This window comes from Kribbella voronezhensis (assembly GCF_004365175.1).
In the GTDB taxonomy this organism is placed as follows: domain Bacteria; phylum Actinomycetota; class Actinomycetes; order Propionibacteriales; family Kribbellaceae; genus Kribbella; species Kribbella voronezhensis.
In genome coordinates, this window is record NZ_SOCE01000001.1 from 5,319,839 (window position 1) to 5,332,561 (window position 12,723).

At 66.9% G+C, this 12,723-nt stretch carries 10 protein-coding genes; 6 read left to right on the top strand and 4 right to left on the bottom strand.

Annotated elements, in window-relative coordinates; translation table 11 throughout:
• Nucleotides 1-46 precede the first annotated feature (46 nt).
• On the top strand, nt 47-1,069 hold the full coding sequence (locus tag EV138_RS24850; protein ID WP_133981182.1) for a CopD family protein: 1,023 nt from the start codon (nt 47-49) through the stop codon (nt 1,067-1,069).
• Nucleotides 1,070-1,081: 12 nt separating this feature from the next.
• Here EV138_RS24850 and EV138_RS24855 read toward each other — a convergent pair whose 3' ends face one another.
• Nucleotides 1,082-1,648 carry a Uma2 family endonuclease gene (locus tag EV138_RS24855; RefSeq protein WP_133981183.1) on the bottom strand — a complete coding sequence of 189 codons (567 nt, stop codon included), beginning with the start codon at nt 1,646-1,648 and terminating at the stop codon, nt 1,082-1,084.
• A 130-nt stretch (nt 1,649-1,778) separates the two neighbouring features.
• Between EV138_RS24855 and EV138_RS24860 the strand changes: the two genes are divergently transcribed.
• The 4 genes from EV138_RS24860 (at nt 1,779) to EV138_RS24875 (ending at nt 9,341) form a co-directional block, all read left to right on the top strand.
• Nucleotides 1,779-3,755 (top strand): thioredoxin domain-containing protein, encoded by a 1,977-nt coding sequence (locus tag EV138_RS24860; RefSeq protein WP_133981184.1) that lies wholly within the window; start codon nt 1,779-1,781, stop codon nt 3,753-3,755.
• Between the two features lie 257 nt (nt 3,756-4,012).
• A complete protein-coding gene (locus tag EV138_RS24865; protein ID WP_238158335.1) occupies nt 4,013-6,088 on the top strand; it encodes a M4 family metallopeptidase in 2,076 nt (691 codons plus the stop codon).
• A 168-nt stretch (nt 6,089-6,256) separates the two neighbouring features.
• The gene (locus EV138_RS24870; RefSeq protein WP_238158336.1) at nt 6,257-7,846 is read left to right on the top strand and encodes a M4 family metallopeptidase; all 1,590 of its coding nucleotides are present in this window, start codon (nt 6,257-6,259) and stop codon (nt 7,844-7,846) included.
• Nucleotides 7,847-7,922: 76 nt separating this feature from the next.
• Nucleotides 7,923-9,341, top strand: coding sequence for a M28 family metallopeptidase (locus EV138_RS24875; protein ID WP_133981185.1), 1,419 nt, complete (start codon nt 7,923-7,925; stop codon nt 9,339-9,341).
• Here the strand turns inward: EV138_RS24875 and EV138_RS24880 are convergent.
• Both EV138_RS24880 and EV138_RS24885 read right to left on the bottom strand, forming a co-directional pair.
• Nucleotides 9,338-9,862 carry a hypothetical protein gene (locus tag EV138_RS24880; protein WP_133981186.1) on the bottom strand — a complete coding sequence of 175 codons (525 nt, stop codon included), beginning with the start codon at nt 9,860-9,862 and terminating at the stop codon, nt 9,338-9,340. The genes EV138_RS24875 and EV138_RS24880 overlap by 4 nt on opposite strands.
• A 145-nt stretch (nt 9,863-10,007) precedes the next feature.
• The gene (locus EV138_RS24885) at nt 10,008-11,216 is read right to left on the bottom strand and encodes a phosphotransferase (RefSeq protein WP_238158337.1); all 1,209 of its coding nucleotides are present in this window, start codon (nt 11,214-11,216) and stop codon (nt 10,008-10,010) included.
• Nucleotides 11,217-11,314: 98 nt separating this feature from the next.
• Here EV138_RS24885 and EV138_RS24890 point away from each other — a divergent pair, with 98 nt between their 5' ends.
• The gene (locus tag EV138_RS24890; RefSeq protein ID WP_133981187.1) at nt 11,315-11,806 is read left to right on the top strand and encodes a MarR family winged helix-turn-helix transcriptional regulator; all 492 of its coding nucleotides are present in this window, start codon (nt 11,315-11,317) and stop codon (nt 11,804-11,806) included.
• 1 nt (nt 11,807) lies between these two features.
• Here EV138_RS24890 and trhA read toward each other — a convergent pair whose 3' ends face one another.
• Complete coding sequence (gene trhA / locus EV138_RS24895) at nt 11,808-12,512, bottom strand: PAQR family membrane homeostasis protein TrhA (protein ID WP_133981188.1); 705 nt, start codon at nt 12,510-12,512, stop codon at nt 11,808-11,810.
• Between the last annotated feature and the right edge of the window lie 211 nt (nt 12,513-12,723).

Below are 12,723 nucleotides of genomic sequence, written 5' to 3' on the forward strand. Positions count from 1 at the left end.
ATAGTGAGCGCGTGTCGAACCAAGGTGCCGAGGGCGGGAACGCTCTGTGACCGCGACCCGCGCCGCCCGGCATCGCGTGCCCGGACGTCTGGTAGCGGGTGGTGCGAGTGCGGTGCTGGTCGCCTCCGTGGCGCTGGTCGTCGGGCTGTACGCCGCCGGCAGTGAGCCGCAGGACGTGGGGATCGGCGGCCCCGGCCTCTTCGTCGACTGGTTGCTGCCGTTCTTCCGGCTGATGTCCACGTTGGCCACCGTCGGCTGTGCGGGCGCGCTGCTCGCCGCTGTGGTGCTGTTGCGTACGGACGGTGGCCCGCTGGGTCTGCAGGGTCGGCGAGCGATTCGGGACGCCAGCAACTCGGCGATCATCTGGGCGGTGGCGGCGTTCGGCGGCGCGATCATCACAGCTGCCGTACTCACCGACACCCGAGTCGATCTGCTCCGGCTGAAGCTGGACGACGCGCTCGGTGTGCCGGAGGTGAAGGCGCTACTGATCACCGGCATCCTCGTCGTCGCGCTGGCGATCGGGATCCGCCGGGTCCAGACCTCGTCGGCCGCGGCACTCGGCGTACTGGTGGCGATCGCCGCACTGGTCCCACCCGCGCTCACGACGTACCCCCGCAACGAGTCGTACGTCGTACTCGCGGGCGCCGCCCTGGTCATCCACGTGATCGCCGCGACCACCTGGGTCGGGGGACTGGCAGGACTGGTCCGGTACGGACGGGCCAGCCGGCAAGGACTCCCGCTGGTGCTCGAGCGGTTCAGCCAGGTCGCGCTGGCCTCCTCGATCGCGGTCCTGGTGAGCGGCGTGATCAGCGCAGCCGGCCGGCTCGCGGCCAAGGGCGGCGGCTTCGACTCGGCCCTCGACGTCCTCACCTCCGACGCGTACGGCGGCCTGCTGCTGGCCAAGACGGTCGCCTTCGTCGTCCTGATCATCGCCGGCGCCTTCCACCGCCGCCGCGTGATCTCCAAGGTCAACGAATTCACCACCCCCTTCTGGCAGCTGGTAGGCGGCGAACTGGTCGTCATGGCGATCGCCATCGGCCTCTCAGTAGCCCTGGCCCAAACCGCCTGACGCGAAGCTGGATCAGACAGCGGCGAGGTCGATCTCTACGACGAAGGGAACAGTCGACTTCACGATGCCCGTGAAAACCTCGCCGTCGCGGTACGACCGGCTTGCTGGGTCCAGCACGTAGGTGTACACCAGTGGGACGCCGGTAGCTGCTTGCTCCACCCGCCAGTAGAAGGCGATTCCGGCCTGCGCGTACTGATCCGCCTTGACGACCCGGTCCGTGGTCTCCGAGCCGGGCGACACAACCTCGACGACCAGCAGCACGTACTCGGGTCGCATCGGCAAAGTGTCGATTCTGTCCGCTCGGTAGACCACGACGTCCGGTCGGCGATTGGTCAGCGGGACATCCTGCAGGCGGACGTCGAAGTCGGTATCCGCATTCCAGTCCGCACCCGCGGCGAGCTCCAGCCCGTTTGCCAGGAACCGCGCCAGTCGGTTGTGCCGAATAGAAGCGCTCGGGGTCACCACGACCATCCCGTCCACGATCTCGATTCCGGCACACTGCTCCGCAGACCAGGAGTCGTACTGCTCAGCCGTGATCTGGGAATGCATCCACGCCGGAGCAACCATGTCCGCGGTCACGGCGTACCTCCCCTGGGTCTGCGATAGGCCGGTGGTGCAAAACTCAGGATACTGGGTGAGGGCGTGAATTCCGGTCCACGGCAGGGTCGGTTCCATGGGGGTGGCGGCTCGGACTGCCTAGGGTGGGTTCATGAACGAACTCGGAACGTCGACGTCCCCGTACTTGCGGCAGCATGCGGGGAATCCGGTGGGGTGGCGGCAGTGGTCCGAGGCGGCGTTCGCGGAGGCGCGGGAGCGGGATGTGCCGGTGTTCTTGAGCATCGGGTACTCCGCCTGTCACTGGTGTCATGTGATGGCGCACGAGTCGTTCGAGGACGAGGCGACCGCGGCGTACCTGAACGAGCACTTCGTCAGTATCAAGGTGGATCGTGAGGAGCGTCCTGACGTGGACGCGATCTACATGGAGGCCACGGTCGCGATGACCGGGCAGGGTGGGTGGCCGATGTCGGTGTTCCTCACCCCGGCCGGCGAGCCGTTCTTCTGCGGCACGTATTTCCCGTCCGAGCCGCGGCACGGGATGGCGACGTTCCGTCAGGTGCTGGAGTCGCTGACCGACGCGTGGCAGACCAAGCGCGACCAGATCGACCAGATCGGGCGCGACGTGGTGGCGCAACTCGGTGCCCGCAGTCACCCGGCCGGTGGGGCGATCGACGCCCAGACCCTCGATCGCGCGGTCGACCTGCTGAGAGCCGACTTCGATCCTGTCGACGCGGGATTCGGCTCAGCGCCGAAGTTCCCGCCGTCGATGGTGCTGGACTTCCTGCTGCGCCACCATCGCCGGACCGGCTCGGTCGAGGCGCTGCGGATGGTCACGGAGACCTGCGAGCGGATGGCCCGGGGTGGCATGTACGACCAGCTCGCCGGCGGTTTCGCGCGGTACAGCGTGGACGGGCAGTGGGTGGTGCCGCACTTCGAGAAGATGCTGTACGACAACGCGCTCCTGCTCGACGTCTACACCCAGTTGTTCGCGCTGACAGGTGAGCCGCTGGCCGAGCGGATCGCGACCGAGACGGCCGACTTCCTCCTCGCCGAACTCCGCACGCCCGAAGGCGGTTTCGCCTCCGCCCTCGACGCCGACACAGAAGGTGTCGAGGGCAAGTACTACGTCTGGTCGCCCGACCAACTGCGCGAGGTGCTCGAGCCCGAGGATGCCGCCTGGGTGATCGACCTCTGCGACGTCACCGGCACCTTCGAGCACGGCTTGTCCGTTCTGCAGTTGCGCCAGGACCCGGACGATCCCGCCCGATGGAACAAGCTGCGCTCCGTACTACGGGACGCGCGGAACCGGCGTACCTACCCCGCCCGTGACGACAAGATCGTCGCGGCGTGGAACGGTCTCGCCATCACCGCGCTGGCCCGGGCGGGCGTAGTACTGGCCAAGCCCCAGTACGTCGAGGCGGCGGTCGGCGCGGCCGGATTGGTCCGGGACGTGCATCTCGACGAGTCCGGGCGGCTTCACCGGACCTCCCGCGACGGGAAGGTCGGTACTGCGCACGGAGTGCTCGAGGACTACGCCGCTTTCGCGCAGGCATGCCTCACGTTGCTCGGCGTGACCGGCGATGCGAGCTGGCTGACGACAGCAGAATCCCTGCTGACAAGGGTGATCGAGCACTTTGTTGCTGACGGCATCTTCTACGACACGGCCGCGGATGCCGAGGCGCTGGTCTGGCGGCCGAAGGATCCCACCGACAACGCGAGCCCGTCTGGCGTATCGCTCGCGGCGGAGGCCTTGACGACGCTCGCCTCGCTGACCGGATCGGCCCGCTACGAGACCGCCGCCGAACAGGCGCTGACGGCCTCGGCGGCGCTGGCCGCCCGGGCGCCCCGGTTCGCCGGGAGAGCTCTCGCTGTTGCCGAGACGCTCGCGGCCGGCCCGTTGGAGATCGCCATCGCCGGTGCCTCCGAGGAACTGCTGCGGGTCGCCATCACGGATTCGCCCTGGGGCACCGCGGTGGTGCAGGGCGAGCCCGGTCTCGACGTGCCGCTGATGGCCGGCCGGGAATTGCGGGACGGCCGCGCCGCGGCGTACGTGTGTCAGAAGTTCACCTGCCGGCTGCCCGTCGTGTTGCCGGAAGACCTTCGCCGTGAGTTGAACGCGGCCCGCTGACCCCTCGCGCAGTGCGGGTTTTCCCTGTCATTTCGCCGGAATCGCTTGACGGCACCTGCTGTGAAGGGCCAGAGTCCTCCTTCAGTCGGATGTAACAGAACTCGCACGACCTGACACACAGTGTCACAAGTAGGCAATGGCACTGCTGGGTCAGGATCGTCCGGCGGTCCCATGTGCAAGCGGTTGCTGCGCCCAAACAGTGACCACAAAGCGGTTGCTGCGCCCAAACAGCGACCACACCGTGAGGAGATGCTGTCTTGAAACGACTGACATCAGCAGGGGCGGTGGCCATCGTCGCAGCAGCGGGACTGGCTGCGACCTTCACCGGCTCGCCCGCCGGAGCCACCACCCGCACGGCGCCACTGCCGGCCACCGGCTTCAACCAGCCGGCCGCTGTCCAGGCCGAGCAGGCGCTCACCGCGCAGACGGCCGTAGCGCTCGGCCTCGCGAAAGGCGAGGTGCTCAAGGTCCGCGACGTCGTGAAAGATGCCGACGGCACCGAATATGTCCGCTACGACCGGACCTTCAACGGTCTCAAGGTCGTTGGCGGTGACCTGATCGTGAAGCGCAAGGGTGAGGCGATCAGCCACGTCACCTACAACCGCGGCGCCGGCAAGGTTGCCATCGCCTCCACCAAGCCGACGCTGTCCCAGTCGGCAGCTCTCGCCAAGGGCGCGAAGTCCGCGGACTTCAAGGCCACTGGCAACAAAGGCTCGCTCGTCGTCTACGTGACGCCCAGCAAGCCGGTCCTCGCCTACGAGGTCGTCACCACCGGCGTCAGGGCCGACCAGACGCCGTCGGTGCTGCACTCCTTCATCGACGCCAAGTCCGGTGCCGTGCTGGCCACTGACGACGAGATCAAGACCGGCACCGGCAACTCGATGTACTCCGGCACAGTCTCGATCGGTACGTCGGGCAGCTACTCGATGACCGACCCCAACCGTGGCGGCAACAACACCACGGACCTCAACGGCGCCACGTCCGGCAACGGAACGGTGTTCACCGACCCGGACGACACCTGGGGCGACGGAACCGCTTCGAACCGGCAGACTGCCGGTGTCGACGCGCACTACGGTGCTCAGCTGACCTGGGACTACTACAAGAACGTCCACGGCCGCAACGGCATCTTCAACAACGGCCAGGGCGCTCGCAGCAGGACCCACTACGGCAATGCCTATGTGAACGCGTTCTGGGACGGCACCCAGATGACGTACGGCGACGGCTCGGGCAACACCCACCCGCTGACCGCGATCGACGTCGCGGGTCACGAGATGAGCCACGGCGTCACCGAGGCCACCGCGAATCTGAACTACTCCGGTGACGCCGGCGGTCTGAACGAGGCCACCTCCGACATCTTCGGCACCATGGTCGAGTTCTACGCCAACAACTCGTCCGACCCGGGTGACTACCTGATCGGCGAGAAGATCAACATCAACGGCAACGGCACGCCGCTGCGCTACATGGACAAGCCGTCGAAAGACGGTGCCAGCAAGGACTGCTGGACCACCAGCACGGGCGGCCTGGATCCGCACTACTCCTCCGGCCCGCTGAACCACTGGTTCTACCTGGCCTCCGAGGGCACCGGCAGCAAGGTCATCGGTGGCGTCACGCACTCGAGCACCGCGTGCGACGGCGGCACGATCACCGGTGTCGGTCACGACGTGGCCGCCAAGGTCTGGTACCGCACGCTGAGCACCAAGCTGAGCTCGGGCAGCACCTACAAGGACGCCCGTGAAGGTGCCATCACCTCCGCCAAGGAGCTGTACGGCGCCGACTCCAACGAGTGCAAGGTCATCCAGGCCGCGTTCAACGGCATCTCGGTCCCGGCCGGCGCCGCCGCGTGCGGTGGCACCACCGAGCCGCCGCCCACCGGCGACAACAAGCTGCTCAACCCGGGCTTCGAGTCCGGTGCGGCGAACTGGACCGGTACGACGGGTGTGATCACCAACAGCACCTCGAAGCCGGCCCGCACCGGCAGCTACAAGGCGTGGCTGCAGGGCAACGGTCGCAGCAGCACCGAGAACATCGGCCAGTCCGTCGCGATCCCGGCGACGGCGACCGCCGCGAGCCTCTCGCTGTGGATCAAGATCGACACCGCTGAGACGACCACCTCCACGGCGTACGACACGGTCAAGGTGCAGATCGTTGACGGTTCGACGACCACCACGCTCGGCACGCTGTCCAACCTCGACAAGAACTCGGCGTACGCGCAGAAGACGTTCGACGTCACGGCGTACAAGGGCAAAACCGTCACGGTGAAGTTCCTGGGTGCCGAGGACTCCTCGTTGCAGACCAGCTTCGTCATCGACGACACCGCGCTGACCGTCAGCTGATCGGCGCACCGTAGTTCCGCAGGATCCGGGGGCGAGTCGCCGCCCTGATTCGCCCCCGGCCTGCCCTGGTTCCTCCCGCGGTGCGGGAGTTCCCCTGCCAACAAGCACGTGTCCCAACGAATCCGGTCGCTGCGCCCATTCAGCGACGACACCGTGAGGAGTGCTGTCTTGAAGAAACTGACATCAGTAGGGGCAATCGCCGTCGTAGCGGCGGCAGGCCTGGCCATCGTGCCGGCCGGAGCAGCCGTCGGCTCCGCTCCGTTGCCCGCTTCCGGCTTCGACCAGCCGGCCGCCGTCCAGTCCGAGCAGGTGCTGTCCGCGAAGACCGCGGCCGCGCTCGGGCTGGGCAGTGGTGAAGTTCTCAAGGTCAAGGATGTGGTGAAGGACGCCGACGGGACGGAGTACGTCCGCTACGACCGGACGTTCAACGGCCTGAAGGTCGCCGGTGGCGACCTGATCGTGAAGCGCACTGGTGACGGCGCGATCAGCGGGGTCACCTACAACCGGGGTGCGGCCAAGGTCGGCGTCGCGTCGACCAAGCCGACGCTGTCGCAGTCGGCGGCGCTCGCCAAGGGTGCGAAGTCGGCCGGCTTCAAAGCCACCGGAAACAAGGGCACCCTGGTCATCTACGTGACACCGTCCAAGCCGGTGCTCGCCTACGAGGTCGTCACGACCGGCGTCAAGGCCGACCAGACCCCGTCGGTGCTGCACTCCTTCATCGACGCCAACTCCGGTGCGGTGCTGGCCACTGACGACGAGATCAAGACCGGCACCGGCAACTCGATGTACGCCGGCACGGTGACGATCGGCACCACAGGCAGTTCCGGCAACTACTCGATGAAGGACCCGAGCCGGGGCAACAACTACACGACGGACCTGAACGGAAAGACGTCCGGCACCGGCACGACCTTCACCGACGCCGACAACGTCTGGGGCAACGGTGCCGCCTCGAATCGGCAGACGGCCGGTGTCGACGCGCACTACGGCGCTCAGCTGACCTGGGATTACTACAAGAACGTCCACGGCCGCAACGGCATCTTCAACAACGGCCAGGGCGCCCGCTCCCGCGTTCACTACGGCAGTTCGTATGTGAATGCGTTCTGGGACGGCACCCAGATGACGTACGGCGACGGCTCGGGCAACACCCACCCGCTGACCGCGATCGACGTGGCCGGCCACGAGATGAGCCACGGTGTCACGGAGGCCACCGCGAATCTGAACTACTCCGGTGACGCCGGCGGTCTGAACGAGGCCACCTCCGACATCTTCGGCACGATGGTCGAGTTCTACGCGAACAACGCCGCCGACAAGGGCGACTACCTGATCGGCGAGAAGATCAACATCAACGGCAACGGCACCCCGCTGCGCTACATGGACAAGCCGTCCAAGGACGGTGCCAGCAAGGACTGCTGGTCGACCAGCACCGGCGGTCTCGACCCGCACTACTCCTCCGGTCCGCTGAACCACTGGTTCTACCTGGCCTCGGAGGGCACCGGAAGTAAGACCATCAACGGTGTCACGTACAACAGCACCGCCTGCAACGGCACGACTTTCGCCGGTGTCGGCCGTGACGTGGCCGCCAAGGTCTGGTACCGCACGCTGAGCACCAAGCTCAGCTCGGGTTCGACGTACAAGGACGCCCGCAACGGCGCCATCACATCCGCGAAGGAGCTGTACGGAGCGGGCTCTGCCCAGTGCAAGGGCATCCAGGCTGCGTTCAGTGGCATCTCGGTTCCGGCAGGCTCAGCAGCCTGTTAACACCCGGGTCCGGTGTGCGGCCTCGCCCAGGCCGCACACCGGACCCTTCCTTTGTGAGGCAAAGGAGTATCCGCCCATGCTCAAGTCCCCTCTGTACGGCGTACTCGGCGTCGCCCTGATCGCCACGGCCGCCGTCGTCCCAGGCTCGGCCGCCAACGCCGTCGACTCACCCGACATCTCCGTCACCAACACCAAGGCGCACCTGGACCAGCTCCAGACCATCGCCACCAACAACGGCGGCAACCGCTACACCGGCCGGACCGGCTACCGCGCCTCCGCCGACTGGGTGAAGGCCAAGCTGGACGCAGCCGGCTTCACCACCACCCTGCAGTCGTTCTCGACCTCGGCCGGTACGTCGTACAACGTGATCGCGGAGTGGCCGCAAGGCGATCCGAACCACGTGGTGATGGCCGGTTCGCACCTGGACAGCGTCAGCGCCGGTCCGGGCATCAACGACAACGGCAGCGGTAGCGCGGGCGTCCTGGAGACCGCGCTGGAGTACGCCGCGAGTGGCCAGGTGCCCAAGAATCGTTTGCGTTTCGGCTTCTGGGGAGCCGAAGAGCTGGGCCTGCTCGGTTCGAAGTACTACGTGAACAACCTGCCTTCGGCCGAGCGTGCCAAGATCGAGTTGTACCTGAACTTCGACATGATCGCGTCGCCCAACCCGGGGTACTTCATCTACGACGACAACGCCGCCGGCAACGGCGCCCGGGACGACCTGAAGGCGTACTTCACCAGCAAGAGCATCCAGACCGAGTACGTCGACGTGCAAGGCCGCTCGGACCACGCGGCGTTCCGGTCGCTCGGGATCCCGACCGCCGGGACGTTCTCCGGCGCCGAGGAGATCAAGACCTCCGCCCAGGCGACGAAGTGGGGCGGTACGGCGAACCAGGCGTTCGACGCCTGCTACCACCGGTCCTGCGACACGATCAACAACCTGAACCTGACGTCGCTGGACCGTCAGATCGACGCGATCGGTCACATGATCTGGAACTACGCCCAGAAGGACTACGGGACCACGGTGCCGCCCACCGGGGACAACCTTCTGCTCAACCCGGGCTTCGAGTCCGGTGCCACGAACTGGACCGGTACGACGGGTGTGATCACCAACAGCACCTCCAAGCCGGCCCACTCCGGTAGCTACAAGGCGTGGCTGCAGGGCAACGGTCGCAGCAGCACCGAGAACATCGGCCAGTCCGTCGCGATACCTGCTGCCGCGACCGCTGCGAGTCTGTCGTTGTGGCTCCGGATCGACACCGCTGAGACGACCACCTCGACTGTCTACGACACGGTCAAGGTGCAGGTGGTCGACGGAGGTACGACGACCACGCTGGCGACGTACTCGAACCTGGACAAGAGCGCGTCGTACGTGCAGAAGACGCTCAACATCCTTGCCTACAAGGGCAAAACGGTCACAGTGAGGTTCCTCGGTGCCGAGGACTCCTCACTGCAGACCAGTTTCGTGATCGACGACGTGGCCCTGACCGCCGGCTAGACCGGCTTGCAGAGCTTCTGCGAGGTGGTCTCGGTCAGCAGTCTGCCGACCGGGGCCACCATCGGCTTGACCTTGGGGTCCTCCAGGCGGGCGAGTCCGCCACCGGCCGACACCGCGATGACCATGTCGTCGGGGTGCCTGACCGTCGGTTTCGTCGATCCGACCGCGGCCCAGTCGACCTGTCCGACGGCGGCGATGACGGTGTCGAACAGACCGGGCTCGACCTTGCAGCGGACCGGGTTCTGGCCGCGGCGGCTGACACTTGCGATGCCGTCCGCGCCGAGCACGACCCGGTCGTCGAAGCCGGCGAAACCACCGCTTCTGGTGACCGTGAGGGGCAGGGCGTCGGACGTGCGCGTACTACTCGGGGCGCTGGTGGGCGTACTGGGGGCGGGGGTGCTCGTCGCAGGCGTGCTGGCGGGCGGAGCGGTGGTACCGCTGCCGGACTTCGTCTCGTCACCACAGCCGGCCAGGATGAGGCCGGCAGCGGCTGCCAGTGCTGCGTACTGAAGGTTCTTCACAACTCATGGATACCCCCGCGGAGGCTGAGGAGATCCTTCGTGCAGGGGCTGGTACACGAATGTCATCCGGTCGTTAGGGCGCCACCCCCGTTCGCTACCGTCGGTCGCGCAAGCAGCCCGATCGATCGCTGACTGCGACCAAGACCTAGTCGATTTCCTTCACCAGGTCGATGATCGCGCGGGTCAACCGGACGCGTTCGTAGAACAGTCCCTCGGTGGCGGAGTCGTTCTTCCCGAACAAGTCCAATGGCAAGGCCGTGAAGGCCGCCCGGCACAGCATCGACCCGAGATAGCCGTAGCGCACCTGCTCCTCGGGCACCTGCATGCCATCGGCCGCCAGCCCTTCCATGAAGGCTCGCAGGATGACGCGGTGGATCATCGGCAACGCGTCCGCGGACAGTTCGCCGGCGTGCGCCAGCCCGATCAACAGCTGGCCGAGGTCGAATCCGACCGCCTGCGGGCAGTCGAAGCCCCAGTCGATCACGACGAACTCGTCCTCGTTGTCCTTCGGCACCAGCAGGTTCTGCGGGCTCGCATCGCCGTGCTGATAGGTCTGCGGCAAAGCATCCAGCGCATCCAGTACGGCGGGCAGCCGCTCACCGAGTTCGAGCAGATCGTCGCGCAGTCCGTGGTCGCCCGCGTTGCAGACCGCCGAAGCGAGCAGCGGATGCCGCCAGGTCTGCTCGTCGGCCAGGCCGGGCAAGGCAGTCATCAGCACCCGGCCGTTCGTGTAGTACCGCAGCCCGATGCCTGGCGTCTCCGTCCCCGTGCTCGGCAGGAACGGCTTCACCAGGTGGACCTGCCGCCGGGCGGACAACCGCCCCAGCAGGTACGCCGCCCGCTCGAACCGCTCCATCGGCCAGCACCCCGGCGCCTGGTCGACGTTCTCCATCCACAGCACGGCCCGGTCGTCCTCGTGCTCGTCGATCCGGTACGCCGTGGGTAGGCGCAGCCCGTCGGGCAAGATGGCGGCCAGATCGCTGCGATGCACCGCGATCTCGAGCCGCCAGGGCATGTTGTCGATGAAGTCCTGCCGGACCGGCTCGGGAACGAGGTGGATCATCGGCCAGTGCCGGACCGACTGGAGCTTCTTGACGAAGCACGACCAGGCGACCTGCTCTCCGCTGGGCAACTCCGCCGTACCGAACAGCCGGAGCAGCTGTTCGGTGCTCGGCGTGCCGATCAGGTAGTCGACCGGCACCACCTGGACGGCTGTGGGTCGCGCGCCGGGCTCGGCGGTGATCGCCTCGACCAGCTCGGTGAACTGCTGCTCGTCCAGTGCGTCGCGGCCGAGCGGCGCGAGCGCCGTCAGGTCTGCGGTGCCGTTCATGGTTCCCCCCGGTGGTGACGTCATGTCCCGATCCTGGCGCCGAACCCTTCAGCCAGCCTTCAGACGCCGGCCCCCAATGAAGAAGTAAAGCAGCCTTACCATCGAGATAGTAAAGTTGCCTTATGACTTCCGTCAACGCCCTCGCGGGCCGCCCACAGCCGCCCGTCGAGCGGGGCGTGCACATCGCCGGCCTGTTCGGTCTCGCGCTGAAACACCTCCGGGCGGAGATCCTGGCCGACTCCGAGCATGAGTTCCCCGGCCTGCGGGTGTCGCATTACCGCCTGCTGGAGCTGATCCCGGACTCGGGTGCGCGGATCACCGACCTGGCCGGCGTCGCGGGGATGACGAAGCAGGGGCTCGGGCAGCATGTCGACTACCTGCAGAAGCTGGGCTACACGGAGTCGGAGCGGCTCCCCGAAGATCGCCGGGTCCGGCTGGTTCGGCGTACAGGCAAGGGGGACGAGGCGGTCGCCTTCAGCCTTGCGGCGATCGGGCGCGTCGAGACGGCCTGGAAGAAGCAGTTGGGATCCGAGCGCTACGAAGTACTGCGGACCATCCTGCTCGAACTCTGTCAGCCGTTCGCCGACGAACTCGAATGGCTCGAGAAGGCCTAGCTCAGCCGGCCTTGTAGGTCGCGATGCTGACCGCGATGTAGTGGCAGATGAAGGCGGCCACCGTGCAGGCGTGGAAGATCTCGTGGAAGCCGAACCAGGTCGGCGACGGGTTCGGCCGCTTGGTGCCGTAGATGACCGCGCCGATCGAGTACAGCCCGCCGCCGATCGCGAGCAGGGTGACCACGGCCGCGCCACCGAGGTGGTAGAAGTCGTTCATCCAGAAGATCGCCACCCAGCCGAGCGCCAGGTAGATCGGGGTGTAGAGCCAGCGGGGCGCGCCGACCCAGAAGATCCGGAACAGGATGCCCAGCAGGGCGCCACCCCAGACCATGCTGAGCAGCAGCACCCGGTCGTTGCCGCGCAACAGGACCATCCCGAGCGGGGTGTAGGTGCCGGCGATCAGCAGGAAGATGTTGCTGTGGTCGAGCCGGCGCAGGATCGCCTCGCCGGTCGGGCCCCAGTAGAACCGGTGGTAGAGCGCCGAGATGCCGAACAGCAGCATCGCCCCCAGCGTGTAGACGGCGGCGGCCCAGCGCGCGCTGGTGGTCGGAGCGAGGCAGATCAGGACGATCCCGGCCGCGGTGGCGAGAGGGAAGGTGCCGGCGTGCAACCAGCCGCGGAGCTTCGGCTTCAGCGGCGCGAGAGCGCCGGACAACCGGTGACCGACTTCAGGGGAGGTGGTGTTGGTGGTCGTCCTGGCCGTCATCGCCATCCTCTCGAGCGCGGGCGGGTACCTACGCAACCGTAACCTACGGTCGCGTAAGTTCAATGGTTCGTAAGGATGAAATGTAGGCGATCTCACCGGTACGGCACGGCCGTACGGAGTGTCCGACGAACGAACGACGGCGAAAGTTCGATGACACTTCCGGCCACTCTCAAGCGGGCGTTTGTCGGTTAGCCTCGTAGACGAGCATCCC

What these genes read in the sequence shown, in the direction of transcription:
- EV138_RS24860 (WP_133981184.1), top strand. Translation starts at nt 1,779, where the DNA reads ATGAACGAACTCGGAACGTCGACGTCCCCGTACTTGCGGCAGCATGCG.
- EV138_RS24875 (WP_133981185.1), top strand. Translation starts at nt 7,923, where the DNA reads ATGCTCAAGTCCCCTCTGTACGGCGTACTCGGCGTCGCCCTGATCGCC.
- EV138_RS24885 (WP_238158337.1), bottom strand. Translation starts at nt 11,216, where the DNA reads ATGACGTCACCACCGGGGGGAACCATGAACGGCACCGCAGACCTGACG.
- EV138_RS24890 (WP_133981187.1), top strand. Translation starts at nt 11,315, where the DNA reads ATGACTTCCGTCAACGCCCTCGCGGGCCGCCCACAGCCGCCCGTCGAG.
- trhA (WP_133981188.1), bottom strand. Translation starts at nt 12,512, where the DNA reads ATGACGGCCAGGACGACCACCAACACCACCTCCCCTGAAGTCGGTCAC.